Consider the following 24,757-nt stretch of genomic DNA (forward strand, 5'->3'; position numbering starts at 1 on the left):
GGCGCTCACGGTTTGAGCGTGACCGGTGGCATCGCGCTCCGCACGGCGGCCACGTCATCGGATAACCCTGCCGCGGTTCGTATTTCGCAGAACGCGCTGACCATGGCGTCGGTGAGCTCATGGGTGTCGCCGAGGGTGCGGTCGTCGGCGATCACCGATATGTTGAGCTGATCGACGTAGCTCCACACCGTGATGTTGAGCCCACAGGCGGTGATCAGCGGGCCCGCGGAATAGATCTCGCTGATCGGGGCACCGGCCAAACGGCCACGCTCGCGCGGTCCCACCACGTTGGAAATCGGGATGTTGAACAACCTGTTGCCGGTGTTCCGCCGGGCCAGCCATCTGAACGCCGGCGGGGCCGCGGCCCCCGGTAGGTAGCTGATCAATCTGCCATACAGTTCCGGGCCGAACAGCTCGTTGTTCTCCTTGGCGATCGTCGTTGCCATGGACGTCAGCCGCACCCGCTGCAGCGGATCGTCGATGTGGGTGGGGAGCGACACCGCCATGCCGCCGAGTTCGTTGCCGCTGATCCGCTCCGGGGACCTGTCCGTGGTGGCCGGGACCGAGGCGACCAGGGGCCGGTCTGCGCAGCCGTCGTAGCGCAAGAGCAGTTCGCGCAATGCACCCGCCGCGATCGCCATCACCATGTCGTTGATGGTGATCTGCAGCTGTTTGCCGGTCTGTTTGACCTGAGCCAATGACAGGGTCGCGGTGGCGAAAGTCCTTGCCGGAGAGACTTTGTGGTTGATGAATGTCGGCGGTGCGTGCAGCATCCTGGCGAGGTCGGGCTGCTCGCCGCGCTGCCGGGCGCGCCGCCGCAGCCGACGCGCCCCGGCGAGCGCCTCGGCGATCACCCCGGGTAAGGCGGCGGCCTGCCGGGCGTGATCCGCGGCGGCGGCGCGCAGCAGCTGCGCCGTCGAGGGCGGGGTGCACGTCGTGTCGTTGTCACGCTCGTCCTGCACCGGGCCGGTCGCGTCCATGAGTCTGGCCAGCAGATTGGCGGAGGCGACGCCGTCGGCCAAGGCGTGGTGCATCTTGCCGATGACCGCGAATTTGTGGTCGGCCAGGCCTTCGGCGAAATAGAACTCCCACAACGGACGGTCGCGATCCAGCGGGATGCCGGCAATCTGCCCGATCACCTCGTCGAGCTCTCGGCGGCCGCCGGGGGCGGGCACCTGGACGCGCCGCACATGGTAGTCGAGGTCGACCTCGCAATTCTGCAGCCACATCGGATGGTGCAATCGCCATGGGATGTCGATCAGCTTGTAGCGCAGCGGCTCCAGCCGATGCAGTCGTCGGCGTAGCGTTTGCCGAAAAAGGTCGAAGGTGAACTCGCCGCCGTAGTCGGCGGCGTCGACGATCGCCACCTTCAAGGTGTGCGTGTGCAGGCTCGGCGTCTCGCTATACAACAGCATCGCGTCCATACCGTTGAGCCGCTTCACGCGATCATTATTGCCCTGCGCGGCCAGCGATGAGAACAAAATTCTGGTTCGCAGGGCAGTGCCGAGCGTCGGCGTGCGTGGATTGTCCGGGGTGCACCCGGCGGATCTGTCCGCCCAGGTGCTCAACGGCCTGGTCGACGATGTCATCTGGGGCTGCGTGATGCAGGCCGGCGAACAGGCGCTCGACATCGGCCGCACCGCGCTGCTGACCGCCGGCTGGCCTGGCTGCACCGCCCACATCCTCCGGCGTGCCGGCAACACCCGCGACCGATAGGTCACCCACAGAAGTTGCGGCATGCCTCAAACGCCTTGCTCTCGACCTGGTGGGACCACATCGGGCTCGCATTGCTGCACCACCGGGTGGAAGCCCGATCGGAGGCACGGGTGTCACCATGGCGATCTGGTGTGCGACGAGCCGGCGATCCGCCCCGGTGCCGGCGCCGACACGCTGGGGAGGCTGAACATGAAGACCATCCGCTCGACCGTTCTTCCCTCCGGGGAGGAGATCGCCGCGCTGGGCCAGGGCACCTGGCACTTCGCGGAACGTCCCGCGCGAAGAGCCGACGAGATCGCCTCGATCCGGCTCGGACTCGACCTCGGCATGACCGTGGTCGACACCGCCGAGATGTACGCCGACGGCGCATCAGAGGAACTGGTAGGAGAGGCGATCGCCGGGCGACGCGACGAGGTCTTCCTGGTGGACAAGGTCTTGCCGCAGCACGCCACCCGGGACGGTACTGTGCGAGCCTGCAAGGCCAGCCTGGCCCGACTCCACACCGACCGCATCGATCTCTACCTGCTGCACTGGCGGGGCAACGTCCCGCTCGCCGAGACGGTCGAGGGTTTCATGGACCTGATGGCCGCGGGGCTGATCCGCTACTGGGGCGTGAGCAACCTCGACGGCGACGACATGGTCGAGCTAATGGGGTTGCCCGGCGGTGAGCAGGTGCAGACAGACCAGATCCTGTACAACCTCTCGCGCCGCGGACCGGAGTACGACCTCATCCCGTGGCTGTCCGAGCGCGCGATCCCGATCATGGCCTACTCGCCGATCGAGCAAGGTCGCGTGCTTGGACACCCGGCGCTGGACGAGGTGGCCCGGCGGCACGGTGTGACGCCGGCGCAAATCGCGCTGGCCTGGGTGCTGCGCCACGACGGCGTCAACGCCATCCCGCGCTCTGGCACGCCCGCGCATGTTCGGCAGAACGCCGCCAGCGCTGAGATCCACTTGGCGCCAGAGGATTTGAGTGTGCTCGACGAGGCCTTCCCGCCGCCGATCCGACCGCGCCCACTCGAGACGCTCTGACTGCGTGGCCCCGTGCGGGCTCAGCCGTGGCAGCAACAGCGTGCCGGTCATCTCCCGAGGGCCTGAGCAGCGGCCGCCGATCGCCGCGCAGGCGGCTCGCTTGCAATGGGCGGCACGGTATTTGACCACAGTCGGACCCGCTTCAGCCGCCTGAAGAGAAAACAAATACCTGGTCCGAGCGAGCCCTCCGCTCGGCCGCGCATTCGCGTGGCCTACCCCGCCGCCCCACCTCCCAACGCGTTGGTTGACAATCGGTGGCAAGGCCCACTGAAGACATCGAGTCTGAAGCCCAGCAGTCAAAGGAGACACAACATGGCTGAAGCCGTCATCGTCGAGGCAGTGCGATCCCCGATCGGGAAGCGCAACGGCGGATTGTCCGGGGTGCACCCGGCGGATCTGTCCGCACAGGTGCTCAACGGCCTGGTCGACAAGGCCGGCGTCGACCCGGGGTTGGTCGACGATGTCATCTGGGGCTGCGTGATGCAGGCCGGCGAACAGGCGCTCGACATCGGCCGCACCGCGCTGCTGACCGCCGGCTGGCCTGAGACGGTGCCGGGCGTGACCGTGGACCGCCAGTGCGGATCCAGCCAGCAGTCCATTCACTTCGCCGCCGCCGGCGTCATTGCCGGACACTACGACGTCGTCGTCGCCGGCGGTGTCGAGTCGATGTCGCGGACCCCGATGGGCGCATCGCTGGCCAACGGCGGGCGCCCATACCCGCAAGCCTTCTTGGACCGCTACGAAGGCCAGATTCCCAACCAGGGCATCGGCGCGGAGATGATCGCCGAGCAGTGGGGGTTCGACCGCACCACGCTCGACCAGTTCTCCCTCGACTCGCACGAAAAGGCCGCTGCCGCACAGGATTCCGGCGCCTTCGATGACCAGATCGTGGGCATTAAGGACCAGGACGGCAACGTGGTGCTCAAGGACGAGGGAATCCGCCGCGGCACGCCGATGGAGAAGATGGCCTCGCTGAAGCCGGCGTTCAAGGAAGACGGCGTGATTCACGCCGGCAACTCATCGCAGATCTCCGACGGCTCGGCGGCGATCCTGTTCATGTCCGCCGAAAAGGCCAAGGAACTCGGGCTCAAGCCGATCGCCAAGGTGCACACCGCGACCCTGGCCGGGGCCGACCCGGTGATCATGCTGACCGCGCCCATCCCGGCGACCCAGAAGGTGCTGAAGAAGTCCGGACTGTCCATCGGCGACATCGGCGTCTACGAGGTCAACGAGGCGTTCGCCCCGGTTCCGCTGGCCTGGCTCAAGGACATCGGCGCCGACGAGACGAAGCTCAACCCCAACGGCGGTGCCATCGCGCTGGGCCACCCGCTCGGCGGATCCGGTGCCCGGATCATGACCACCCTGCTGTATCACATGCGGGACAAGGGAATTCAGTACGGCCTGCAGACCATGTGCGAGGGCGGCGGCCAGGCCAACGCCACCATCGTGGAACTGCTGTGACCGAAGCGCCGGGCGCCCTGGCCGAGCGCCGGGGCAACGTGATGGTGATAACCATCAACCGGCCGGAGGCCCGCAACGCGGTAAACGCCGCCGTCAGCATCGGCCTCGGGGACGCACTCGAAGCGGCGCAGCACGACCCCGAGGTGCGGGCGGTGGTGGTCACCGGTGCCGGCGACAAGTCGTTCTGCGCCGGGGCCGACCTCAAGGCAATCGCGCGGCGGGAGAACCTCTATCACCCGGACCACCCCGAGTGGGGCTTTGCCGGATATGTCCATCACTTCATCGACAAGCCCACGATCGCGGCGGTGAACGGCACCGCTCTGGGCGGCGGCACCGAGCTGGCGCTGGCCAGCGACCTGGTGGTGGCCGATGAACGAGCGCAGTTCGGCCTGCCGGAGGTCAAGCGGGGGCTGATCGCCGCCGCCGGTGGGGTGTTCCGCATCGTCGAGCAGCTACCCCGCAAGGTGGCGATGCGGCTGCTGCTGACCGGCGAACCGCTCACTGCGGCCGCCGCCTGCGAATGGGGGCTGATCAACGAGGTCGTCGCCCAGGGCTCGGTGCTGGACGCCGCGCTGGCGCTGGCCCAACGGATCACCGTCAACGCGCCGCTGTCGGTTCAGGCCAGCAAGCGGATCGCCTACGGCGTCGACGACGGCGTCGTCGTCGGTGACGAACCCGGTTGGCCGCGCACCATCCGCGAGATGAAGGCCTTGCTCAGGTCCGAGGATGCCAAGGAGGGACCGCTGGCGTTCGCCGAGAAGCGGGAGCCGGTCTGGAAGGCGCGCTAGCGCCAACAAATCAGTGCGATCGCGAGCGCGGCGTGGCCGGGCGAAGCGGGTCGCACCATCGAAATCAGCCCGCCAGGACGTTGACCCCGCGGTCGAACACCCCGGGTAGCAGCGTGCACGTCGGCACGATGGCGCGCCGCACCGCCCGTGGCGTGCTGGCCAGCACCAACCCGCGGGTCAGCAGCCGGTAATCGCGGGTGATCCGGTGCCACGCCCGCTCGTATGATGCCGGCGTCTCGTTGACGATGGCGTCGACGGCGGCGGCGGCCTGCTTGAGCGCCAGGCTGATGCCCTCGCCGGTGAGCGCGTCCTCGTAACCGGCCGCGTCCCCGACCAGCAGCACGCGTCCCGCGACCCGGCGCGAGACCACCTGCCGCAGCGGGCCGCAGCCGCGTGGCTGTCCGGCTGCGCCCCGCAGCTGGCGGCTCAGCCGCGGGAACCAGGCCAGGTTGGGCCGGCCGCGCGACAGGATCGCCACACCGATCAGATCGGGCTCCACCGGCGTCACGTACGCCTCACCCCAGCGCGACCAATAGACCTCGACGAAGTCCGACCATGCCGGCACCCGGTAGTGCCACCGCACGCCGTAGCGCCGCGGTGTTCCCGCCGCCGCCGTGATTCCGGCGGCGCGCCGGACCTGCGAATGCAATCCGTCGGCCGCCACCAACCATTTCGCGCGCACACCGGCGGCCGAGACGCCGTGGGCGTCTTGCGCGACGCTGGTCACCCGCGTGCGGATCCAGTCGGTGTCTTGCTCTTTGGCCCGCGCGGCCAGCGCCGCGTGCAACGTGGTGCGACGCACGCCGCGCCCCGGCCCGTTGCGAAAACGCGCCTGGGCCTGCCGTTGTTCACTCAGGTAGGCAATCCCGTGAAACGGCATCCCGACGGGATCCACGCCCAGCGAGGTCAGTTCGGCCAGCCCGCCGGGCATCAACCCCTCGCCGCAGGCCTTATCGATGGGGCCGTCCCGCGGCTCGGCGACGATCACCGAAAGTCCTTGCCGGCGTGCATGTAACGCCGTGGCCAGCCCGCCCGGGCCGCCACCGGCGATCAGCAGGTCCGCGTCGTAGTCGCTCACGTGTACCCCAACGCGGAGTTCTCCACCCGCAGGCGCACCCGCAGCAAGGCGGCGTTGGCCAGCGTGAAGACGGCCGCGGTCAGCCAGGCCGTATGCACCAACGGCAACGCCACCCCCTCAGCCACCACTGCAACATAGTTCGGATGGTGCAGCCAGCGGTAGGGGCCCTGACGCACCAACGGCGTCTGCGGCAGGACGATCACCCGGGTGTTCCACCGCCGGCCCAGCGTCGCGATGCACCACCAGCGCAACGCCTGGCTGGCCAGCACCACTGCCAGCATCGGCCAGCCCAGCCATGCGATGAACGGCCGGTGCAGCGCCCACGGCTCGACGAGGCAGCCGACCAACAAACCGGTGTGGATGATCACCATCACCGGATAGTGCGCTCGACCAAACTCCTTGGCGCCCTTTGTAAACGACCAGCTCGCGTTGCGGGTGGACACCACCAGCTCCACGACGCGCTCGAGCCCGACTATCAGCACCAGCAGGTAATACATGGCTACAGTCTTTACCAGCGCTACCAGGCCAGCAGTACCAGCTCGGAACAGAAAGCCGGGCCCATCGCGATCATCAGGCCGATCGCCCCCGGTGCAGGCGGATCGGCCATATTGGCCGCGAGCACGTCGAACAACGAGAGCGACGACAGATTTCCGTTCTCGCGCAACGACTTCCGCGTGTGGTCGAGAGCGCCCGGGGGAAGTTTCAGGACGCTCTCGACGTTCTCGATCACCCGCGGGCCGCCCGGGTGGCATACCCAGGTGGTCACATCGCGCGGGGCCAGTCCGTGGTCGGCGAGGAATTCGCGGACGTCGTCGCCCAGGTATTTCTGGGCGATGGTGCAGACGTCGGCGGACAGCACGACCCGGAAGCCGTCGCCGCCGATCTTCCAGCTCGTGACCTCCTCGGTGTCGGGATAGCTGCGACTGCGCGTCGCCAGCACTCGGGGGCCGGTGTGTTCCCGGCCGGTCCGGTGGGCGCCTTCGGTGATCACCGCGGCCGCGCCGTCGCCGAACAGGCTGGTGGCCACGGCACTGGCGACCGACGTGTCTTGACGCTGCACGGTCAGCGAGCACAGTTCCACCGCGAGCAGCGCGGCCGTCTGATCGGGGAACGCACGCAGGTAGTCGTGCATGCGCGCCACGCCGGCCGCGGCGGCCACAGAGTCGAGGCCGAACAGCGGCACGCGTTTGAGGTCCGGCCGCAGCCCGACCCGCGTCGCCAGCCGGGCATCCAGCGTCGGCGCGGCCAGCCCGGCCACGGGCGTCGAAAACACGATGTCGAGCTCGGATGGTTTGACCTTGGCCTCCTCTAGCGCGGCCCGCAGCGCCTGCTCGCCCAGCTCGAGCGCGACCTCGAGGTAGGCGTCGTCGGCCGCGGTGCAGCCGCGCAGCCCGCGGTAGCGGGGCGGCCGCATCGCGGTATCGCGCAAATCGACCGCACTGTCGCGCGCGAGACGCTGAAAGTCCGGACCGGCCACGTCGGTCAGGGCGCGGATGGCTGCGGTTTGGGTATAGCGGTGGGGTGGAAACTTCACCGCAACGCTGGCAATGGACGGATTTCTCACCGCAATGTTTGTCGAGACCGCCGTCGCGCCGGCGAAATCACCGCTTTCCCCAAGGTCCATGTAGGGGTGACGATGCCGCCGCGCCGTCGGTTCACCTGCCCGCCGCGCGGCCGGGCCGCTAGGGTCGGGGTATGCGGGCTCTGGTCACCGGTGCCACCGGTTATGTCGGATCACGCCTGGTTACCGCGCTGCTGTCCGATCAGCACCAGGTCGCGGCGGCGACCCGAAACCCGGCGCGCCTCAAGCGTTTCGGCTGGTTCGACGACGTCACACCGGTGAAATTGGACGCCGCGGACCCGGCGTCACTGGCCTCCGCGTTCGCCGGTTGCGGTCCGGTTGACGTGGCGTATTACCTGGTGCATGCGATCGGCCAGCCCGGCTTCCGCGACGCCGACAAGGCGGCGGCGGCGAACTTCGCGGCGGCGGCCCGCGACGCCGGGGTGCGGCGCATCATCTACCTGGGCGGCTTCGTGCCCGCCGGCGAAGACCTGTCCGAGCACTTGAGCAGCCGGGCCGAGGTGGCCGAGGCGCTCACCATCCCGGACGGCCCCGAGCTGGTGTGGCTGGGCGCGGCGATCATCATCGGCGCCGGCTCGACGTCGTTCGAGATGATGCGCTACGTCGGCGACCGTTTCCCGCTGATCCCGATCCCGAGCTGGATGGACAACCCGATCGACCCGATCTCCGTCCGCGACGTGCTGCACTATCTGGTGGCCGCCGCCGATCGTGACCGGGTGCCCGCCGGGGCGTACGACATCGCCGGCCCGGACACCACGACCTATCGGGAACTGCTCAAGGCGTACGCGCGCGTCTCCGGCCGCTGGCACACCGGACTGCCGGTGGGCAGGATCGACACCTCGCTGGCGTCGCTGATCACGGGCGTGGCGTTGCCGGTGCCGCCGGGGCTGGCGGGTGATCTGGTCGAATCGCTGGACCACCCGATGGTGGCATCCGTCAGCGGCCTGCGCGATCGGGTGCCCGACCCGCCCGGCGGCCTGCTGGGCATCGACGAGTCCATCGCCCTGGCGTTGGCCGGCCAGTCCACTGACCGGCCGCGTCCCGTCAACGCCCTGGCCGACCCGCACCACCTGGCGAACACCGATCCCACCTGGGCCGGCGGCGACGCGCTGCGCATCCGCCGACTCGCTCGGCGGGTCACCCCCTCCATCGTGCGGCCGACCCTGGGGCTGGTGAACAGGGTCCCCGGACCGGTGGCCGGAGCGGTACGCACCGGCCTCGACATCCTGATCGCCCTGACCCCGAAGGTGCACCCTGCATGACCCAGTCGATGAGTCCGTACCACACCGGCGTCTTCACCGAGCTGCGCCGCGCGGCCACCAATGTCGCTGTGCCGCACAATGAATCGCCCGCCATCGTGCGGCGTCGGCGCGTCATCGTCGCGATCACGCTGGTGATCGGCGCGGCCGTGCTCGGGTACTCGCTGCGGCGCCATCCGGGGGAGTCCAGTTTCTACTGGCTGACCCTGGTGCTCGCCGCGGTATGGACCGCAGGAGGGCTGATCTCCGGTCCGCTGCACCTGGGCGGCATCTGCTGGCGGGGCCGTAACCAGCGGCCGGTCATCACCGGGACGACGATCGGTCTGCTGCTCGGTGCGGTCTTCGTCGTGGGTGGACTGATCGTCCGGCAGATCACGCCCGTGGCGGAATTGATCACCCGGGTGCTGCTCTACGCCCACCACGGGTGGTATCCGGTGATCGTGGCGATCACGCTTGCCAACGGCGTTGCCGAGGAAGTGTTCTTTCGCGGCGCGCTCTACACCGCGCTGGGCCGCTATCACCCGGTCGTGATCTCGACGATCGTCTACACGTGCGCGACGCTGGCCAGTGGCAACCCGATGCTCGGCTTCGCCGCGATCATCCTAGGGACGGTGTGCGCGTTCGAGCGCCGGGCCACCGGCGGTGTGCTGGCGCCGATGCTCACCCATTTGGTCTGGGGCCTCATCATGGTTCTCGTGCTGCCCCCGATGTTCGGGGTCTGACGCCGGCTATCGGGCCGAACCGACGACCTCGCTGGCCAGCGACCGCAGCGCGGCGGTGCGGACCGGCCGCGCGAAGAACCAGTACACCCGCCCCGGAATGCCCCTCGGCACAAAGGCAGACCGCTGGGTATAGCGGGCGCCCCCACCGTCTTGCCGAGTGACCGCAATTTCGAGCCATTCCCGCCCCGGCGCTCGCCTGGTGGAGCGCAGCAACAGGGTGCCCGCGGTGCGCTCCTCGACCGTCCACCCGGCGGCCCGCGAGCTCACGGCATCCTCCGCCGCCTTCCAGACGGTCTCGGGTTCGGCCGCAACTGCGGTGGTGTGCACGTCGGTGTAGGCGATTTCGCCCGCCCAGTCCGGGTCCGTGGGCAGTGCCGCGGCCGGTTCGGACCGCAACGACGACCAGGTGGGTTCGGGGACGCCACGCGCGGCGCGCGCCAGCGCGAGTTCGACGGACCGGCGGTAGCCGATCAGTCCGTCCGGCGGCGGTTGGATGATGCCGTCGATGTCCGAATTGCGCATCACCGCATCGCATTCCAGCGATTCGATCAGCGGACGCGCCAGGCCGGGTGGAATCGGCGTCACGGTCCCGACCCATAGGCTGGCGATCGTCGGGGTCAGGAACGGCAGCACAATGAGGTAGCGCTTGCCCAGGCCCGCCACGTCGGCGTAGATCCGCATCATGTCGCCGTACTCCAACACGTCGGGCCCGCCGATGTCCCAGGTGCGCGACGCCGGGACCGGGGCCTTCGAAGGAGAAGCCGCGGCGGCCAGGTAGTAGAGCACGTCGCGCACCGCGATCGGCTGAATCTTGTTGTGCACCCATTTCGGCGTGGTCATCACCGGCAACCGGTCGGTGAGGTGCCGGATCATCTCGAATGACGCCGACCCCGAGCCGATGACCACCCCCGCCTGCAACACCACCGTCTCGATGCCGGAGTCGATCAGCGTGTCCCCGACGGCCTTGCGGGACGCGAGATGCGGCGAGAGATCACTGTTTTCGGGATGCAGCCCACTCAGATACACCAGCCGCCGCACGCCGGCGCGTCGCGCGGCTGTGACGACGTTGCCGGCGGCGCGGATTTCCTCGGCGGCGAAATCCTTCGAGGTGCCCATCGAGTGGACGAGGTAGTAGACGACCTCGATGCCGTCGAACGCGGCGATCAGCGAGTCGGCGTCGCCGAGGTCACCGCGCGCCACCTCCGCCTGCTGCCGCCACGGCACCTGCGCCAGCTTCTCGGGGTCGCGCGCCAACGCCCGAACGTGATGGCCCTGGTCGAGCAGTCGGGGCACCAGGCGCCCGCCGATGTAGCCGGTCGCTCCGGTCACCAGGCACCGCACTTGTTCGGGCATCGATCCTCCGTCGTTCGTCAGGGAGTCTGACGAGGAGGATTACCGCATCGACGGGTGATTAAGCGTTGCGGCCGATCACCGCAACGCCTTTCAGCGATCGGTGAAGTTGGCGGCGCGCCGTTGCTGGAAGGCCGTGGCGCCCTCGGCGAAGTCGGGGGATTTCAACAGCACCGACTGTCCGTCGAACTCATGCTGCAGGGCCGCGTCCAATTCGGTCAGGGTGGCCGCGTTGATCGCCAGCTTGGTCTTGGCGAAGGCCACCGTCGGCCCGGCCAGCAGCCGTGCGATCACCTTGTCCACCTCGGCATCGAACTCGCCGGCCGGGTAGACCGCGGTGACCAGGCCCCACGACAACGCCTCCGCGGCCGTCAGCCGTTCCGGAAGCAGCGCCATCTGCATGGCCCGGATCCGGCCGATCGCGGCGGCCACCAACGCCGACGCGCCGCCGTCCGGCATCAACCCGATCTTGGTGAAGGCGAGCATGAAAAACGCGCTCTCCGAAGCCAATACGACGTCACAAGCCAGGGCGATGGAGACGCCGACCCCGGCCGCGGGCCCCTGAACCACGGCGACCACCGGGTGCGGCAGCGCGGCGATCGCGCGCACCAGCCGGTTGATCTCGAGGATGATCTGGTCCGGCGGGACGCCACCGTCGGAGACGTCGTCGGCGCTGATGCCCGCACCGGAGCAGAAGCCGCGTCCGGCGCCACCGAGCCGCACCACCTTGACCTCGGGGTCGGTGGCCGCGTACTCCATCGCGTCCGCGATACCGGTGATCACCGGAATGGACAGCGAATTCAGGCTGTCGGGCCGGTTGATGGTCACCGACAACACACCGTCGGACAGTGCGACGTCAAGGCCTGCGACTGGGGCGAGGGTGGTGATCGCGGATGAAGTCATGGGCTCACCATAAGTGACCGGGGTGCGCGGCCGTCCGGCGCGGCTGCGAAGATGTCGAACGACCGGTTGTTTGGTGGCGAACGGTCGAGGCGTCAGAGCGGACGAAAGGTCGGTGGATCGTGGCTGGACCGTTGAGTGGACTGCGCGTTGTCGAGCTGGCCGGCATCGGCCCCGGCCCGCACGCCGCGATGATTTTGGGGGATCTGGGCGCCGACGTGGTGCGCATCGATCGCCCGGCCAAAACCCCCGGGGGCGCCGGGGGCGTCGCGAAAGACGCCATGATGCGCAACCGGCGGGTGGTGGCCGCCGATCTCAAGTCCGACGAAGGGCGCGGCCTGGTCCTCCGGCTGATCGCCAAGGCCGACGTGCTGATCGAGGGCTACCGTCCCGGCGTCACCGAGCGGCTCGGCCTGGGTCCGGAGGACTGCGCCAAGGTCAACGACCGGCTGGTCTACGCCCGGATGACCGGCTGGGGCCAGACCGGTCCGCGCAGCCAGCAGGCGGGCCACGACATCAACTACATCTCGCTGAACGGCATCCTGCACTCCATCGGCCGGGCGAACGAGCGGCCGGTCCCGCCGCTGAACCTGGTCGGCGACTTCGGTGGCGGGTCGATGTTCTTGCTGCTCGGCATCCTGTCCGCGCTGTGGGAGCGGCAAACCTCCGGCAAGGGTCAGGTCGTCGACGCTGCGATGGTGGACGGTTCCAGCGTGCTGGTGCAGATGATGTGGCAGATGCGGGCCTCGGGAATGTGGACCGACGCCCGCGGCACCAACCTGCTCGACGGCGGCGCGCCCTATTACGACACCTACGAATGCGCCGACGGGCGTTATGTCGCGGTCGGTGCCATCGAGCCGCAGTTCTACGCCGCCATGCTGACCGGACTCGGTTTGGACGGCGCCGACCTGCCCGGCCAGAACGACGTCAGCCGCTGGCCCGAACTGCGGGCTCTGTTGACCGAGAGGTTCGCGAGTCAGGACCGCGACCACTGGGCCAAGGTGTTCGCGGACTCGGACGCGTGCGTGACGCCGGTGCTGGCGTTCGGCGAGGTGCAGAGCGAGCCGCACATCACCGAGCGGAACACGTTCTACGAAGTCGACGGCGGCCTGCAGCCGCTGCCGGCGCCGCGCTTCTCCCGCACCGCGCCCGAGACACCGCGCCCCGCGGCGCCGGTGACCGACGCGGAGACCGTACTGAGGGACTGGGTATAGTCCCAACCAACCAGTTGGCTGGACTCGAGTGGATCAGGAAGGACTCGGATGGAGATCAAGGACGCAGTTGCCGTTGTCACCGGGGGAGCGTCAGGCCTGGGCCTGGCCACCACCAAGCGACTGCTCGATCGCGGCGCCCAGGTGGTGGTCATCGACCTGCGCGGCGAGGAAGCGGTCCGCGAGCTGGGCGATCGGGCCCGCTTCGTCGAGGCCGACGTCACCGACGAGGCCGCCGTCGGCAAGGCGCTCGATGCCGCGGAGTCGATGGGCACCCTGCGCATCAACGTCAACTGCGCCGGCATCGGCAACGCCATCAAGACGCTGTCCAAGGACGGGCCCTTCCCGCTGGACGGCTTCAAGAAGGTCATCGGGGTGAACCTGATCGGCACCTTCAACGTGTTGCGGCTGGCCGCCGAGCGGATCGCCAAGACCGAACCCATCGGCCCCGAAACAAGCCCAGAGCGTGGCGTCATCATCAACACCGCCTCGGTCGCCGCGTTCGAGGGCCAGATCGGTCAGGCCGCCTACTCGGCGTCCAAGGGCGGCGTGGTCGGCATGACGCTGCCGATCGCGCGCGACCTGTCGCGCGAGCTCATCCGTGTGGTGACCATCGCGCCGGGATTGTTCAAGACCCCGCTGCTGGGTTCGCTGCCCGAGGAGGCCCAGAAGTCACTGGGCAAGCAGGTGCCGCACCCGGCCCGGCTGGGTGATCCCGACGAGTACGGCGCCCTGGCCGTCCACATCGTGGAGAACCCGATGCTCAACGGCGAGGTCATCCGCCTGGACGGCGCCATTCGCATGGCGCCTCGCTGAACCGCGCCACCGTCGGATAAAGCGAAAGCCCCCCGCATCGCCGGGGGGCTTTCGTGATAACCAGGTTCAACGGTTACTTGCGGAACCATCGACTGACGTTGGGTTCGGCCATTAACAAACGCGCGAGCATGCTCATGGTCAGCCTCAGCTCGCCGCTTGCAGTTCTTCGAACTGCTCCGAGGTCTCGCCTTCGACCAGCACGTCGCCGTGGTAGAGGGCTTCGAAGTCAACTTTGATGACGTCGGCACTTGTGTCGTCGATCCACATGACACTGAGCGTATGGGCCACCATTAAGGAATCTTTGAGTCACGATTCGGAAAACCTTGGCAATTTACCGGCAAGTAGGTTGACCGGCGCTCGCCCGGCGATTTAGGCCGTGAGCTGCTTAATTACGACATATTTTTCTGGCCGGACTCTTAGTGTCGATGCGGTTTAAAACCCGGCGTTGAACGCTGGGGCGGTCTCTTACGTGCTTACAGAGAACACTGTTCGACGCGTGCCAACTAGCGTTTGTTACGTTGTCGCGGATCAGTCAGCGGCCAGCGCAACGGGGCACCGGCAGCGGAAGGGCTCGACATGCTGCAAAAAATCGCCCGAGTCGCGATCAGGGCGCCCCGCCGCATCATCGCGACCGGCGTCCTGGTTTTCGTCGCCGCCGCCATCTTCGGCGTCCCCGTCGCCAAAAGCCTGTCGCCTGGCGGTTTCCAAGACCCGGACTCCGAGTCGGCGCACGCCATCGGCGTGCTGAGCGACAAGTTCGGGCAGAGCGGTCAGCAGGTGCTCATCCTGGTGACCGCTCCGGGCGGCACCAACAGCGAACAGGCCCGCAAGGTGGGCACCGAACTCGTCGATCAGCTGCGGAAGTCCCCGCTGGTCTACAACGTGTCCTCGCCGTGGACCGCGCAGCCCCCGGCGGCGGCCGATTTGGTGAGCCGCGACGGCAAGTCCGGGCTCGTCTTGGTCAACCTCAAGGGCGGCGAGAACTATGCGCAGAGCAACGCCCAGACCTTGGCCGACCAGTTCATCCATGACCGCGACGGCGTCACCGTCCGCGCCGGCGGCGCTGCGATGCAGTACGCGCAGATCAACACCCAGAACCAGGCCGACCTGCTGGTGATGGAGCTGATCGCGCTCCCGCTGAGCTTCCTGGTGCTGATCTGGGTGTTCGGCGGGCTGCTGGCGGCGGCGCTGCCGATGGCGCTGGGCGCCCTGGCCGTCGTCGGGTCGATGACGGTGTTGCGCCTCATCACCTTCACCACTGAAGTCTCGATCTTCGCCCTCAACCTGAGCACCGCGCTCGGCCTGGCCCTGGCCATCGACTACACCCTGCTGATCGTCAGCCGCTACCGCGACGAGTTGGCCGAGGGCCACGACCGTGACGAAGCGCTCATCCGGACCATGGCCACCTCCGGGCGAACCGTGCTGTTCTCCGCGGTCACCGTGGCGTTGTCGATGTCGGCGACGGTGGCATTTCCGATGTACTTCCTCAAATCGTTCGCCTACGCCGGCGTGGCAACCGTCGCCTTCGTGGCGGCCGCCTCGATCGTGATCACCCCGGCCGCGATCGTGCTGCTCGGCCCCCGGCTGGACGCCCTGAACGTGCGCCGGCTGATGCGCCGCACGCTGCGCCGTCCCGAACCGGTGCACAAGCCCGTCCAACAGATGTTCTGGTATCGGTCCACCAGGTTCGTGATGCGGCGCTGGGCACCGGTCGGCCTGACCGTCGTCGCGCTGCTGCTGCTGCTCGGGTATCCGTTCCTCCGCGTGACGTGGGGCTTTCCCGACGACCGGGTGCTGCCGCGGTCGGCGTCGGCGCATCAGGTCGGTGACCAGCTGCGCAACGATTTCGCGCACGACTCGGCGACGTCGGTGCCCATCGTCATCCCCGATGCCACCGGGCTGAAGCCGGCGGACTTCGACCACTACGCCGCCGATTTGTCGCGGGTTGCCGACGTGTCGGCGGTGGCGGCCCCCGGCGGCACCTTCGCGTCCGGCAACCGGGTGGGACCACCGGCCGGGCCCACCGGGGTGAACGACGGCAGCGCGTTCCTGACCGTCAGCAGCACGGCGCCGCTGTTCTCCTCGGCGAACGACACCCAACTCAAGCGCTTGCACGAGGTGCCCGGGCCCGCGGGTCGCTCCGTCGAGATGGGCGGGGTGGCGCAGGTCAACCGCGACAGCGTCGATGCCGTCACTGACCGGTTGCCGCTGGTCCTCGGGTTGATGGCGGCCATCACCTTCGTGTTGCTGTTCCTGCTGACCGGCAGCGTGCTGCTGCCGGCCAAGGCTCTGGCCTGCAACTTCCTGTCGTTGACCGCGGCGTTCGGCGCTTTGGTGTGGATCTTCCAGGACGGACACCTGGGTGCGCTCGGGACGACGCCCAGCGGCACGCTGGTGGCCAACATGCCGGTGCTGCTGTTCTGCATCGCCTTCGGGCTGTCCATGGACTATGAGGTGTTCCTGCTCTCCAGGATCCGCGAGTACTGGCTGGCGTCCGGCGCCGCCCGACCGGCAAAGCCGACCGCGAAGCAGGCCCACGCCGCCAACGACGAAAGCGTGGCGCTGGGCGTCGCCCGCACCGGCCGGGTGATCACCGCGGCCGCGTTGGTGATGTCGATGTCGTTCGCCGCGTTGATCGCCGCCCACGTCTCGTTCATGCGGATGTTCGGCCTCGGCCTGACCCTCGCCGTGTTCGCCGACGCCACCCTGGTGCGAATGGTGGTCGTCCCGGCGTTCATGCACGTGATGGGCCGATGGAATTGGTGGGCGCCAAAACCCTTGGCGTGGCTGCACGACCGGTTCGGCATCAGCGAGGGTGGCACCGAAGAAACCGTCGGATACCTCGACCCGACCGTGGAACCCGTCGAGCTTCCCGGGCCGGCGGTCGCCGAGCCCGTGCCCAATGCCGGTTGACGCCGATCGGTTCGTCGCTGAGAACCTATCGTGGGGCTCAATGGATTCGGAAAGGTTCGCAACGGTATGACAACGGTGGTCGACAACCCCTTCTTCGCGCGCATCTGGCCGGTCGTCGCCACGCATGAAGCCGAGGCGATCCGGGCCTTGCGCCAGGAGAACCTGGCCGGGCTGTCCGGCCGGGTGCTGGAAGTCGGCGCGGGCATCGGCACAAACTTTCCCTACTACCCGGACTCCGTCGATGAGGTGATCGCGGTGGAGCCCGAACCGCGGCTGGCGGCCCAGGCCCGCGCCGCGGCCGCGGCGGTGCCCATTCACATCGTCGTGACCGGCGAGACGGCCGAGACGTTCCGCGGCGGGGAGGCGTTCGACGCGGTGGTGTGCTCGCTGGTGTTGTGCTCGGTGCGTGACCCCGGCGGCGTGTTGCGGCGCCTGCATTCGTTGCTGCGGCCGGGCGGCGAGCTGCGCTACCTCGAGCACATCGCCAGTGCCGGTGCGCGGGGCCGCTTTCAGCGGTTCGCCGATGCGACGTTGTGGCCGCGGCTGTTCGGCAACTGCCACACCCACCGTGACACCGAACGCTCGATCGTCGAGGCCGGGTTCGAGATCGACGCCTCCCGGCGCGAATTCACGCTGCCGGCGTGGGCGCCGATGCCGGTCTCGGAACTGCTTCTCGGTCGCGCCCGCCGGGCCTGACCGGCCGGACCGTCAGTTCAGCAGGGCGGGTAGCCGCTGCAGCAGGCCGGGCAGCGCCTGGCTTGCCGTCTCCCGCATGCTGACCGTCGCGCAGGCCGACAACGGGGTGACCTCGGGATTGACCTCGATGACGGCGGTGCCGCGGGACAGCGCCAGCTCGGCCAGCCCGGCCGCCGGATACACGATCGCCGAGGTTCCGACCACCACCATCACATCGGCCGCCTCGGTCGCCTCGACGGCGCGCTGCCACGGCTCGTCGGGCAGCTGTTCACCGAACCACACGATGTCGGGCCGGATCAGGCCGCCGCACTGGCACACCGGGGGCTCCACCTCCAGCGCCGGTTCGGCCATTTCGGGCAGCGCATCAGAGTAGCGCAGACCACAACGCGCGCAACGGAATTCGAACAGGCTGCCGTGCAAATGGTGAACCGACCGGCTGCCTGCGCGCTCGTGCAGATCGTCCACGTTCTGGGTGATGACGCTGACCTGGGCGTCGTCTTGCCAGGCGGCGATGGCGCGATGACCCGCGTTCGGTTGTACGTCGGCGACCAGGTAGTGGCGCCACAGATACCAGCCCCAGACCCGCTGCGGGTTGTCGCGCCAGCCCTGGGTGCTGGACAACTCGTAGGGGTCGAAGCGGGCCCACAACCCGTTTTTGTCGTCGCGGAAGGTCGGCACGCCGCTCTCCGCGGAAATACCCGCACCGCTGAGCACCGCTACTCGCATTCCACCAAGATAGCCGCGGGAGGGGGATACTGAACGGGTGGAGCTGGGTGACTGGTTGAAGGTCGACATGAAGGCGGGAAAGCCGTTGTTCGACCAGCTTCGGACGCAGGTCATCGACGGGGTTCGGGAGGGCGCGCTGCCGCCCGGCACCCGGTTGCCCACCGTGCGGGATCTGGCCGGCCAGCTCGGCGTCGCCGTGAACACCGTCGCGCGCGCCTATCGCGAGCTGGAAAGCTCCGCCATCATCGAAACCCGCGGGCGTTTCGGCACTTTCGTCGCCCGCTACGACCCGACCGATGCTGCCATGGCGGCCGCGGCGCGCGAGTACGTGCGGGTTGCGCGCGGACTCGGGTTGGACAAGGCCGATGCGGTGCGCTACATCGAAGCGGTGCCCGACGAATGAGGAATGTCCTGCGAGCGTCGAAAACCCTTGGCGCACCGACGGTCTGGTAGCCGCAGTCAGCGCAACACCTTGTTCAGCGTGCGCAGGTTGCGTGTCGTGGTCGACGACTTGTACCGCGGCTTGCCCATCGTCTTGCCGATGCTGCTATTTAGCGTGCTGCCCTTGGGGACCTGCCAATAGATCACACCGTCACCGCGGCGGATCTTCTCGTCGGGACCCGCGTCCTTGTCCAGCGCGGCGAGCTCGTCCAGGACCGCCTTATCGGCGACGAACGTGACGTAGGAGTGATAGCCGTCGACCTCACGCTCGAACGGGTAGGCATCGACTACGGCGCGCACGGTATCGACGTCATAGGCGAGCACCCACGCGTCGTAGCCGAACCGGTCGCGCAACACTCTCTCGGCCTTCTTGCGCACCGACGCCACGCCGTCGGCCGACTCCAGCAGCACGTTGCCGGTCGCCAGGATGGTCCGGACCCCGGTGAACCCCGCCTCGGTCAGCGCCGCCGCCACCTCGGCCATCTTGAGGTTGACGCCCCCGACGTTGACGCCACGCAGAAACGCCGCGTACTTGGTCATGCCCCGATTCCACCAGGCCGGTCGCGCGACAGCCATCCCGGGCCACCCGGCCCCGCGCGACGTAGGCTTTCGTCATGGGACGCCAAGTCTTCGACGACAAATTGCTGGCCTTGATCAGTGGACATTCCCTCGGGGTGCTGGCCACCATCAAGCGCGACGGGCGGCCGCAGCTGTCGAACGTGAGCTATCACTTCGACCCGCGCACCGTGGCGATCCAGGTGTCGATCACCGAGCCGCGCGCCAAGACCCGCAACCTGCGTCGAGACCCGCGGGCCTCCATCCTGGTCGACGCCGACGACGGCTGGTCCTACGCGGTGGCCGAGGGCACCGCCGAGTTGACGCCGCCGGCGGCCGCGCCCGACGACGACACCGTCGAGGCGCTGATTGCGTTGTACCGCAACATCGCCGGAGAGCACCCGGATTGGGACGAATACCGGCAGGCGATGGTCACCGACCGGCGAGTGCTGCTGACGCTGCCGATCTCGCATTTGTACGGCATGCCGCCCGGGATGCGGTAGCCGCGGCGCCTAGGCGAACCGTTTCGGCAAACTCGGGCTAGGCTGCCCCTATGGCTGAATCGAATGCCCGCCAGGGTTCGAAGTCGTCGGAGTCTTCAGGGGCCGCCGGGTCGCCCGGCTCGGACGACGACACCAAGCGCAAGTTCCGCGAAGCCCTGGACCGCAAGATGTCGAAATCTTCCAGCGGTTCCGACCATAAGGACGGTGCCGGCAAGCAATCGCGGGCGCACGGCGCGGTGGGAAACCGGCGGGAGTTCCGCCGCAAGAGCGGCTGACGGCCGCTCGTCCGCATCGAAAGGTGTTGTGCGCCAGTCGCGGGCGAGCATCAGTGCCAGTTTGGCCTAGTCCACCACCACGCCACGATAACGCGGTCATCGCTGGTGAGTAGTCTTGCCACCAACGGCTCCCCGGCCCCAGAGTCCTGCGCGGAAGGAAGATCGTTGACGGTGAAAATTTGCCTCGCTCAAGATCCTGAGGCCGACGAGCTGCTGGACCAGAGTCCGTTGGCGTTGCTCATCGGGATGGTGCTGGATCAGCAGGTCCCCTTCGAGACGGCGTTCGCCGGACCGAAGAAGATCGCGGACCGGATGGGCAGCCTCGATGCCGCCGAAATCGCGGAGTACGACCCGGATAAGTTCGCCGCGTTGTGCTCGCAAAGACCTGCAATACATCGCTTTCCGGGGTCAATGGCCAAGCGCATCCAAACGCTGGCGCAGATCATCGTGGACCGTTACGACGGCGACGCGGCCGGATTGTGGACTGCCGGCGATCCCGATGGGAGCGAGCTGCTGCGGCGGATCAAGGGCTTGCCCGGATTCGGGGACGTGAAAGCGCGGATCTTTTTGGCGCTGCTGGGCAAGCAGTACGGCGTGACGCCGAAGGGCTGGCGCGCCGCGGCGGGGGAGTTCGGGAAGGCCGGTTCGCACATATCCGTCGCCGACATCGTCGACGCCCAATCGATGGGGAAAGTGCGCGCGTACAAGAAGCAGATGAAAGCGGCGGCCAAAGCGGCGAAGTAGCAAGTCCACAGAAGGGAAGGGCGACAAGGTGAAGACACACATAACGTGTCCGTGCGGCGAAGCCATCGTCGGCAAGGATGAGGACGAGCTGGTCGAGTTGACCCAAGCTCACCTCGCCAGCGATCATCCTGGCCTCGAGTACGACCGCGACGCCATCTTGTTCATGGCGTACTAGCTGGACTGCTTAACGCGAACGCGCGTGCCCCCGGCCGGGGACACGCGCGTCAGGGCCGTGAGACGGCGGCGGCGCCGGTCTGCTACGGCACCACCGTCGAGCCGATCGTGGGCATGAACTGGCACTGCTTTTCCTTGGTGGTGACCTGCCCGAAGATCGTCGACATGATGCTGCCCGAGCCGGTGTCGGCGATCGCGCTCAGCGTCGTCGGCCCCTCCGGGTTGATGTCCGAACGCGGCGTGAGCGCGACGGTCCCCGACTTGCCGGTGGTCAGATTCACCCAGGTGACGTTCAGCGGCAGCTTCTGCACCTCGGCGGGTCCCGGTGTGCCGACCGCGGTGAACACGTAGGCGGTCTGGCCCGGCCCCGGTCCCGGGGCTGGGATCTTGGCCGGCCCCGCCACCGACAGCGCCGTGGCGATGGCGCTGGTGCCGTCCGCCAGGCAGTTGGTGCCGATGGACGGGTACATGAAGTCCTGCGTGGGAGGCGAGTCAGGGCCGAACCCCGGAGCCGCCGCCGCAGGGGCGGCGTCCGGTGCCGGTGCGGGCGCGGGTGCCGGTGCGGGTGCGGCCTCCGGTGCGGGCGGGGCCGCCGGTGGTGCGGCGGCCGGTGCCGGCGGGGCCGCCGGTGGTGCTGCGGCCGGCGCCGGTGGTGCCGGGACTGGCGCGGCGACAGGCACGTTGGCCGGTTGGGCGGGCGGTGCGGCGGGTGCCGCAGCGGGTGCGGGACCGGCCGCGTGAGCCGGGTCGACACCGGCCGGCAGGTGCGCCTCGGGCGCCGGGGCCGCAGCGGGTGCCGGGGCATTGATGGGTGCCGGGGCCGCAGCGGGCGCGGCCTCGGGGGCCGGGCCGGCCGCGTGAGCCGGGTCGATGCCGGCGGGCAGGTGAGCCTGCAAACCGGGTTCTACCCCGGCCGCGGGCACGTGTTGCACCGGCGCGCCGGGCTCGGCGACAAATTGATTGACAGCCGCGGCAACGTTTTTGGACTCGTTGGGCGTGCTCGGGTTGTGGGCGAAAGCCTGCGCTGCGGCCATCAGCAGCTGCGTCGCCTGCTGAGGGTCGGCGGCCGCTTGCTGGATGAGCGGGCTCAGCTGCGACAAGGCAGGCAGACCCGGCAGCGCTTGGGCCGCATTCGGTTGCGGTATCGGCTGCGGCGCCGCCGGGTCGGCTGCCGCGCTCGGGCAGAGCCCGAACGCGACAGCCGATGCCGTGACGACAGCGGCCAAACCTTTGGACAGATTCCAAGTGGTTGCCACGGTGTCCTCCGGTTCTCGGTAGTGAATTAGTCGGTTACGAAACTGATCAGGGCAGGGCGGCCAGCAGCGGCGCTGCCGGTCCGGCGGGGCTAACCGCCGGTGCGGGTGCCGCTGGTGCCGCGGGCGCGCCCGGAGCCTGACCCGAAGCGAGCGCCGGCAGATCCTGCGGGAGCGTCACTTTCGGAGGCACACTGACCGGCAGGCCGGCCGGCATCGCCGGCATGTTGACCTGCGCCTGCGGAATCTGCGGCGCGGGCGGGGTGGCCGGTGCCGCCGGAGACGACAGCCCCGGGATCGCCGGCAGGCCCGGGATCGATGGCGCGGCCGGAGCGGCGGGACCCGCAGCGGCCGGCTGCGCACCCGTCAGGCCCTGGATCATCCCCGGAATGCCGCCCGTCGCCGTCGACGGCGCGGCCGGGGTGGCCGACTGCGCCAGCCCCGGAAGGAAGGGGTTGGCCGCCTGGGCAGGCGCCTGGGCGGCGGGGCTCGTCGGCGCGGTCAGTCCGGGAATCGACGGAAGACCCGCCGCCGGAGCCGCCGGGGTTGCCGGCGAAGTGGCCGCCGGGACACCCGGGAAACTGATGCCCGGAGTGGCCGGGGCCGCCGGCGGCGTGGCGCCGAGTGCGGTCGCGAGGTTCTGCAGGATTTGCGGTGCGTTGGCCGCCGAGCTGATCAGCTGCTGCGGAATGTTCGGTACGGCCGGGGCCGGCATGGGGTCGGCATGGGCGATCCCGCCCGTCAATAGCGCTGCGGACGAACCGACCACGACGGCGGCTGCTCGCATGTAAGTCCAGATGGTTGGCATGACTCTCCCTGATTGATCGATTGCAGGTCCGGCGCTGAAGTTACTTTGATGCAGATGGGACTCAAGTGACACGTGTGGCATTTATGAACTCGTTACTGATACGAGTGGGACCGGTGACCGAACGCGTGAAATAACCACTCCTAGGACAGATGTGGGGACCGACGGCGCGCTGGCGGGTACCTCGCTCGCTAAAGTCGGGCGGATAAACACCACCTCGGCCGCCGCTCCGGCGGCACCCCGTACCCAGCGGTTGGCGAGCCTTCTTCAGGTGGCCGCGCCGATGCTGCTCATCGCGAGCATCGCCGCGCGGCTGGCCTGGACGTATTTGGCGCCCAACGGCGCGAACTTCGTCGATTTGCACGTCTACCTCGGCGGTTCCGCCGCGATCGACCACCCCGGCACCCTGTACAGCTACGTCTACGCCGACCAGACGCCGGACTTCCCGCTGCCGTTCACCTACCCGCCGTTCGCGGCGGTCGTGTTCTACCCGCTGCACCTGCTGCCGTTCGGCCTGGTGGCCTTCGTTTGGCAGATCGCGACCATGGCCGCGTTGTACGGCGCGATCCGGCTCAGCCAGCGCCTGATGGGCGTCGCGGCCGGCGCCGCCGGTCGGCGCGTCGCGATGTTGTGGACGGCGGTAGCCATCTGGATCGAGCCGCTGCGCAGCACTTTCGACTACGGCCAAGTCAACGTGTTGCTGATGACGGCGGTGCTGTGGGCGGTGTACAGCACGCGGTGGTGGCTGTCGGGATTGCTGGTCGGCGTGGCGGCGGGAATCAAGCTCACCCCCGCGATCTCCGGCGTCTATCTGGTCGGCGCCCGCCGGTGGGCTGCAGCGGCGTTCTCGGCGGTCGTTTTCGTTGCCACCGTGGGGATTTCGGTGTTGGTCGTCGGTGACCAGACGCGTTACTACTTCGCCGACCTGCTGGGTGACGCCCACCGGGTGGGCCCCATCGCCACCTCGTTCAATCAGTCATGGCGCGGCGGCCTTTCGCGGATCTTGGGCCACGACGTCGGATTCGGCCCGCTGTTGGTGGCCGCCGTCGCTGTCACCGCGGTGCTGGCCGTGCTGGCGTGGCGCGCCCTGGACGCCGCCGACCGGCTGGGCAGGCTTGTGGTGGTGGAGCTGTTCGGGCTGCTGCTCTCACCGATCTCCTGGACCCATCACTGGGTATGGCTGGTGCCGCTGATGATCTGGGCGATCCACGGCCCGGTGCGCGAGTGGCGCGGGGCGGGCATCGTCGGCTGGGGCTGGCTGGCCCTCACCGCGATCGGCGTGCCGTGGTTGCTCAGCTTCGCTCAACCGACCATCTGGCAGATCAGCCGGCCGTGGTACCTGGCCTGGGCCGGACTGATTTACATCGTGGCGGCGGTGGCGACGTTGATCTGGATCGCGGCCGCCGGCAGCCGGGAGACCGAACAGACGGGCCCGGCCGCGGTCTAGCCGTCGACGATGCCGTTGATATCGCGGGCCATCTCGATGTCGTTTTTGGTGATGCCGCCCTCGGAGTGTGTGACCAGAGCGAAAGTCACTGTCCGCCAACGAATATCGATGTCCGGGTGGTGGTCCTTGCTCTCCGCGTGTTCGCCCACCCGGCGCACGGCATCGATGCCGGCGAGAAAACTGGGAAATTTGATCGAGCGGCGCAGGGCGCCTTCGGCGCGCTCCCAACCGTTGAGATCGGGCAGTGCGGCGTCTACTTGCTCATCCGTTAACACAGCCATCCCCCGACGGTATACCGTCACCGGCCCCG

At 68.5% G+C, this 24,757-nt stretch carries 27 protein-coding genes and 1 pseudogene; 16 read left to right on the forward strand and 12 right to left on the reverse strand.

What is annotated here, in order from left to right:
• Positions 1-5: 5 nt before the first annotated feature.
• The gene (locus tag ACIUM1_RS20955; RefSeq protein WP_406814475.1) at positions 6-1,442 is read right to left on the reverse strand and encodes a WS/DGAT/MGAT family O-acyltransferase; all 1,437 of its coding nucleotides are present in this window, start codon (positions 1,440-1,442) and stop codon (positions 6-8) included.
• A gap of 40 nt (positions 1,443-1,482) precedes the next feature.
• On the opposite strand from ACIUM1_RS20955, the pseudogene ACIUM1_RS20960 reads away from it, so the two are divergent.
• From ACIUM1_RS20960 to ACIUM1_RS20975, 4 genes and pseudogenes are all read left to right on the forward strand, one after another.
• A pseudogene (locus tag ACIUM1_RS20960) lies at positions 1,483-1,665 on the forward strand (acetyl-CoA C-acetyltransferase); the annotation flags it as partial.
• Between the two features lie 240 nt (positions 1,666-1,905).
• The gene (locus ACIUM1_RS20965; protein WP_406814476.1) at positions 1,906-2,748 is read left to right on the forward strand and encodes an aldo/keto reductase; all 843 of its coding nucleotides are present in this window, start codon (positions 1,906-1,908) and stop codon (positions 2,746-2,748) included.
• 312 nt (positions 2,749-3,060) lie between these two features.
• Positions 3,061-4,209: a thiolase family protein gene (locus ACIUM1_RS20970; protein WP_406814477.1), complete on the forward strand. Its 1,149-nt coding sequence runs from the start codon at positions 3,061-3,063 to the stop codon at positions 4,207-4,209.
• The gene (locus ACIUM1_RS20975) at positions 4,206-4,997 is read left to right on the forward strand and encodes a crotonase/enoyl-CoA hydratase family protein (protein ID WP_406814478.1); all 792 of its coding nucleotides are present in this window, start codon (positions 4,206-4,208) and stop codon (positions 4,995-4,997) included. The genes ACIUM1_RS20970 and ACIUM1_RS20975 overlap by 4 nt, the downstream gene beginning before the upstream one ends.
• Before the next feature lie 64 nt (positions 4,998-5,061).
• On the opposite strand, the gene ACIUM1_RS20980 is transcribed toward ACIUM1_RS20975, so the two are convergent.
• From ACIUM1_RS20980 to ACIUM1_RS20990, 3 genes are read right to left on the reverse strand one after another with little or no spacing between them, the layout of a single operon-like run.
• On the reverse strand, positions 5,062-6,075 hold the full coding sequence (locus ACIUM1_RS20980) for an NAD(P)/FAD-dependent oxidoreductase (RefSeq protein ID WP_406814479.1): 1,014 nt from the start codon (positions 6,073-6,075) through the stop codon (positions 5,062-5,064).
• Positions 6,072-6,572: an isoprenylcysteine carboxyl methyltransferase family protein gene (locus ACIUM1_RS20985; RefSeq protein ID WP_406814480.1), complete on the reverse strand. Its 501-nt coding sequence runs from the start codon at positions 6,570-6,572 to the stop codon at positions 6,072-6,074. Before ACIUM1_RS20985 ends, ACIUM1_RS20980 begins: the two co-directional genes overlap by 4 nt.
• A 20-nt stretch (positions 6,573-6,592) precedes the next feature.
• Positions 6,593-7,699: a type III polyketide synthase gene (locus tag ACIUM1_RS20990; protein ID WP_406814481.1), complete on the reverse strand. Its 1,107-nt coding sequence runs from the start codon at positions 7,697-7,699 to the stop codon at positions 6,593-6,595.
• 71 nt (positions 7,700-7,770) lie between these two features.
• Between ACIUM1_RS20990 and ACIUM1_RS20995 the strand changes: the two genes are divergently transcribed.
• Entirely contained in the window at positions 7,771-8,919 is a 1,149-nt protein-coding gene (locus ACIUM1_RS20995; RefSeq protein WP_406814482.1) for an NAD(P)H-binding protein, read from the forward strand.
• Positions 8,916-9,638 (forward strand): lysostaphin resistance A-like protein, encoded by a 723-nt coding sequence (locus ACIUM1_RS21000; RefSeq protein WP_406814483.1) that lies wholly within the window; start codon positions 8,916-8,918, stop codon positions 9,636-9,638. Before ACIUM1_RS20995 ends, ACIUM1_RS21000 begins: the two co-directional genes overlap by 4 nt.
• A gap of 6 nt (positions 9,639-9,644) precedes the next feature.
• On the opposite strand, the gene ACIUM1_RS21005 is transcribed toward ACIUM1_RS21000, so the two are convergent.
• Together ACIUM1_RS21005 and ACIUM1_RS21010 are read right to left on the reverse strand one after the other, a co-directional pair.
• Entirely contained in the window at positions 9,645-10,991 is a 1,347-nt protein-coding gene (locus ACIUM1_RS21005) for a DUF2867 domain-containing protein (RefSeq protein ID WP_406814484.1), read from the reverse strand.
• Between the two features lie 90 nt (positions 10,992-11,081).
• A complete protein-coding gene (locus ACIUM1_RS21010) occupies positions 11,082-11,891 on the reverse strand; it encodes an enoyl-CoA hydratase (protein ID WP_406814485.1) in 810 nt (269 codons plus the stop codon).
• Between the two features lie 119 nt (positions 11,892-12,010).
• On the opposite strand from ACIUM1_RS21010, the gene ACIUM1_RS21015 reads away from it, so the two are divergent.
• Together ACIUM1_RS21015 and ACIUM1_RS21020 are read left to right on the forward strand one after the other, a co-directional pair.
• On the forward strand, positions 12,011-13,102 hold the full coding sequence (locus ACIUM1_RS21015; protein ID WP_406814486.1) for a CaiB/BaiF CoA transferase family protein: 1,092 nt from the start codon (positions 12,011-12,013) through the stop codon (positions 13,100-13,102).
• A gap of 48 nt (positions 13,103-13,150) precedes the next feature.
• Positions 13,151-13,915 carry a 3-hydroxyacyl-CoA dehydrogenase gene (locus ACIUM1_RS21020; RefSeq protein WP_406814487.1) on the forward strand — a complete coding sequence of 255 codons (765 nt, stop codon included), beginning with the start codon at positions 13,151-13,153 and terminating at the stop codon, positions 13,913-13,915.
• A 144-nt stretch (positions 13,916-14,059) separates the two neighbouring features.
• Here ACIUM1_RS21020 and ACIUM1_RS21025 read toward each other — a convergent pair whose 3' ends face one another.
• Positions 14,060-14,206: a hypothetical protein gene (locus ACIUM1_RS21025; protein WP_007169068.1), complete on the reverse strand. Its 147-nt coding sequence runs from the start codon at positions 14,204-14,206 to the stop codon at positions 14,060-14,062.
• Between the two features lie 285 nt (positions 14,207-14,491).
• Between ACIUM1_RS21025 and ACIUM1_RS21030 the strand changes: the two genes are divergently transcribed.
• Positions 14,492-16,828 carry an MMPL family transporter gene (locus ACIUM1_RS21030; protein WP_406814488.1) on the forward strand — a complete coding sequence of 779 codons (2,337 nt, stop codon included), beginning with the start codon at positions 14,492-14,494 and terminating at the stop codon, positions 16,826-16,828.
• A gap of 66 nt (positions 16,829-16,894) precedes the next feature.
• On the forward strand, positions 16,895-17,524 hold the full coding sequence (locus ACIUM1_RS21035) for a class I SAM-dependent methyltransferase (protein WP_406814489.1): 630 nt from the start codon (positions 16,895-16,897) through the stop codon (positions 17,522-17,524).
• 12 nt (positions 17,525-17,536) lie between these two features.
• On the opposite strand, the gene ACIUM1_RS21040 is transcribed toward ACIUM1_RS21035, so the two are convergent.
• Positions 17,537-18,250: an SIR2 family NAD-dependent protein deacylase gene (locus ACIUM1_RS21040; RefSeq protein ID WP_406814490.1), complete on the reverse strand. Its 714-nt coding sequence runs from the start codon at positions 18,248-18,250 to the stop codon at positions 17,537-17,539.
• A 37-nt stretch (positions 18,251-18,287) separates the two neighbouring features.
• Between ACIUM1_RS21040 and ACIUM1_RS21045 the strand changes: the two genes are divergently transcribed.
• On the forward strand, positions 18,288-18,653 hold the full coding sequence (locus ACIUM1_RS21045; protein WP_064952452.1) for a GntR family transcriptional regulator: 366 nt from the start codon (positions 18,288-18,290) through the stop codon (positions 18,651-18,653).
• Between the two features lie 56 nt (positions 18,654-18,709).
• Here the strand turns inward: ACIUM1_RS21045 and ACIUM1_RS21050 are convergent, their stop codons facing one another.
• Positions 18,710-19,231 (reverse strand): DUF1697 domain-containing protein, encoded by a 522-nt coding sequence (locus ACIUM1_RS21050; protein ID WP_406814491.1) that lies wholly within the window; start codon positions 19,229-19,231, stop codon positions 18,710-18,712.
• Between the two features lie 74 nt (positions 19,232-19,305).
• On the opposite strand from ACIUM1_RS21050, the gene ACIUM1_RS21055 reads away from it, so the two are divergent.
• From ACIUM1_RS21055 to ACIUM1_RS21070, 4 genes are all read left to right on the forward strand, one after another.
• Complete coding sequence (locus ACIUM1_RS21055; RefSeq protein ID WP_406814492.1) at positions 19,306-19,749, forward strand: PPOX class F420-dependent oxidoreductase; 444 nt, start codon at positions 19,306-19,308, stop codon at positions 19,747-19,749.
• A 50-nt stretch (positions 19,750-19,799) separates the two neighbouring features.
• The gene (locus ACIUM1_RS21060; RefSeq protein ID WP_406814493.1) at positions 19,800-20,024 is read left to right on the forward strand and encodes a DUF5302 domain-containing protein; all 225 of its coding nucleotides are present in this window, start codon (positions 19,800-19,802) and stop codon (positions 20,022-20,024) included.
• Positions 20,025-20,195: 171 nt separating this feature from the next.
• Positions 20,196-20,768 (forward strand): HhH-GPD-type base excision DNA repair protein, encoded by a 573-nt coding sequence (locus tag ACIUM1_RS21065; RefSeq protein ID WP_406817793.1) that lies wholly within the window; start codon positions 20,196-20,198, stop codon positions 20,766-20,768.
• A gap of 28 nt (positions 20,769-20,796) precedes the next feature.
• A complete protein-coding gene (locus ACIUM1_RS21070; RefSeq protein WP_066951537.1) occupies positions 20,797-20,943 on the forward strand; it encodes a DUF1059 domain-containing protein in 147 nt (48 codons plus the stop codon).
• An 82-nt stretch (positions 20,944-21,025) separates the two neighbouring features.
• Here the strand turns inward: ACIUM1_RS21070 and ACIUM1_RS21075 are convergent, their stop codons facing one another.
• Positions 21,026-22,198, reverse strand: a complete 1,173-nt coding sequence (locus tag ACIUM1_RS21075) for a hypothetical protein (RefSeq protein WP_406814494.1) — start codon at positions 22,196-22,198, stop codon at positions 21,026-21,028.
• A gap of 46 nt (positions 22,199-22,244) precedes the next feature.
• On the reverse strand, positions 22,245-23,003 hold the full coding sequence (locus ACIUM1_RS21080) for a hypothetical protein (RefSeq protein ID WP_406814495.1): 759 nt from the start codon (positions 23,001-23,003) through the stop codon (positions 22,245-22,247).
• A gap of 151 nt (positions 23,004-23,154) precedes the next feature.
• Here ACIUM1_RS21080 and ACIUM1_RS21085 point away from each other — a divergent pair, with 151 nt between their 5' ends.
• Positions 23,155-24,447: a mannosyltransferase gene (locus ACIUM1_RS21085; RefSeq protein ID WP_406814496.1), complete on the forward strand. Its 1,293-nt coding sequence runs from the start codon at positions 23,155-23,157 to the stop codon at positions 24,445-24,447.
• Here ACIUM1_RS21085 and ACIUM1_RS21090 read toward each other — a convergent pair.
• Positions 24,444-24,728 (reverse strand): 4a-hydroxytetrahydrobiopterin dehydratase, encoded by a 285-nt coding sequence (locus ACIUM1_RS21090; protein ID WP_406814497.1) that lies wholly within the window; start codon positions 24,726-24,728, stop codon positions 24,444-24,446. The genes ACIUM1_RS21085 and ACIUM1_RS21090 overlap by 4 nt on opposite strands.
• Positions 24,729-24,757: the final 29 nt, after the last annotated feature.

Origin of the sequence: Mycobacterium sp. M23085 (assembly GCF_045343915.1) — a bacterium.
In the GTDB taxonomy this organism is placed as follows: Bacteria; Actinomycetota; Actinomycetes; order Mycobacteriales; family Mycobacteriaceae; genus Mycobacterium.

Excerpts from the sequence above, each read along its gene's own strand:
- ACIUM1_RS20965 (WP_406814476.1), top strand. The coding sequence starts at position 1,906 with ATGAAGACCATCCGCTCGACCGTTCTTCCCTCCGGGGAGGAGATCGCC.
- ACIUM1_RS20970 (WP_406814477.1), top strand. The coding sequence starts at position 3,061 with ATGGCTGAAGCCGTCATCGTCGAGGCAGTGCGATCCCCGATCGGGAAG.
- ACIUM1_RS20985 (WP_406814480.1), bottom strand. The coding sequence starts at position 6,572 with ATGTATTACCTGCTGGTGCTGATAGTCGGGCTCGAGCGCGTCGTGGAG.
- ACIUM1_RS20990 (WP_406814481.1), bottom strand. The coding sequence starts at position 7,699 with ATGGACCTTGGGGAAAGCGGTGATTTCGCCGGCGCGACGGCGGTCTCG.
- ACIUM1_RS20995 (WP_406814482.1), top strand. The coding sequence starts at position 7,771 with ATGCGGGCTCTGGTCACCGGTGCCACCGGTTATGTCGGATCACGCCTG.
- ACIUM1_RS21000 (WP_406814483.1), top strand. The coding sequence starts at position 8,916 with ATGACCCAGTCGATGAGTCCGTACCACACCGGCGTCTTCACCGAGCTG.
- ACIUM1_RS21005 (WP_406814484.1), bottom strand. The coding sequence starts at position 10,991 with ATGCCCGAACAAGTGCGGTGCCTGGTGACCGGAGCGACCGGCTACATC.
- ACIUM1_RS21010 (WP_406814485.1), bottom strand. The coding sequence starts at position 11,891 with ATGACTTCATCCGCGATCACCACCCTCGCCCCAGTCGCAGGCCTTGAC.
- ACIUM1_RS21020 (WP_406814487.1), top strand. The coding sequence starts at position 13,151 with ATGGAGATCAAGGACGCAGTTGCCGTTGTCACCGGGGGAGCGTCAGGC.
- ACIUM1_RS21025 (WP_007169068.1), bottom strand. The coding sequence starts at position 14,206 with ATGGTGGCCCATACGCTCAGTGTCATGTGGATCGACGACACAAGTGCC.
- ACIUM1_RS21030 (WP_406814488.1), top strand. The coding sequence starts at position 14,492 with ATGCTGCAAAAAATCGCCCGAGTCGCGATCAGGGCGCCCCGCCGCATC.
- ACIUM1_RS21035 (WP_406814489.1), top strand. The coding sequence starts at position 16,895 with ATGACAACGGTGGTCGACAACCCCTTCTTCGCGCGCATCTGGCCGGTC.
- ACIUM1_RS21040 (WP_406814490.1), bottom strand. The coding sequence starts at position 18,250 with ATGCGAGTAGCGGTGCTCAGCGGTGCGGGTATTTCCGCGGAGAGCGGC.
- ACIUM1_RS21050 (WP_406814491.1), bottom strand. The coding sequence starts at position 19,231 with ATGACCAAGTACGCGGCGTTTCTGCGTGGCGTCAACGTCGGGGGCGTC.
- ACIUM1_RS21055 (WP_406814492.1), top strand. The coding sequence starts at position 19,306 with ATGGGACGCCAAGTCTTCGACGACAAATTGCTGGCCTTGATCAGTGGA.
- ACIUM1_RS21060 (WP_406814493.1), top strand. The coding sequence starts at position 19,800 with ATGGCTGAATCGAATGCCCGCCAGGGTTCGAAGTCGTCGGAGTCTTCA.
- ACIUM1_RS21080 (WP_406814495.1), bottom strand. The coding sequence starts at position 23,003 with ATGCCAACCATCTGGACTTACATGCGAGCAGCCGCCGTCGTGGTCGGT.
- ACIUM1_RS21090 (WP_406814497.1), bottom strand. The coding sequence starts at position 24,728 with ATGGCTGTGTTAACGGATGAGCAAGTAGACGCCGCACTGCCCGATCTC.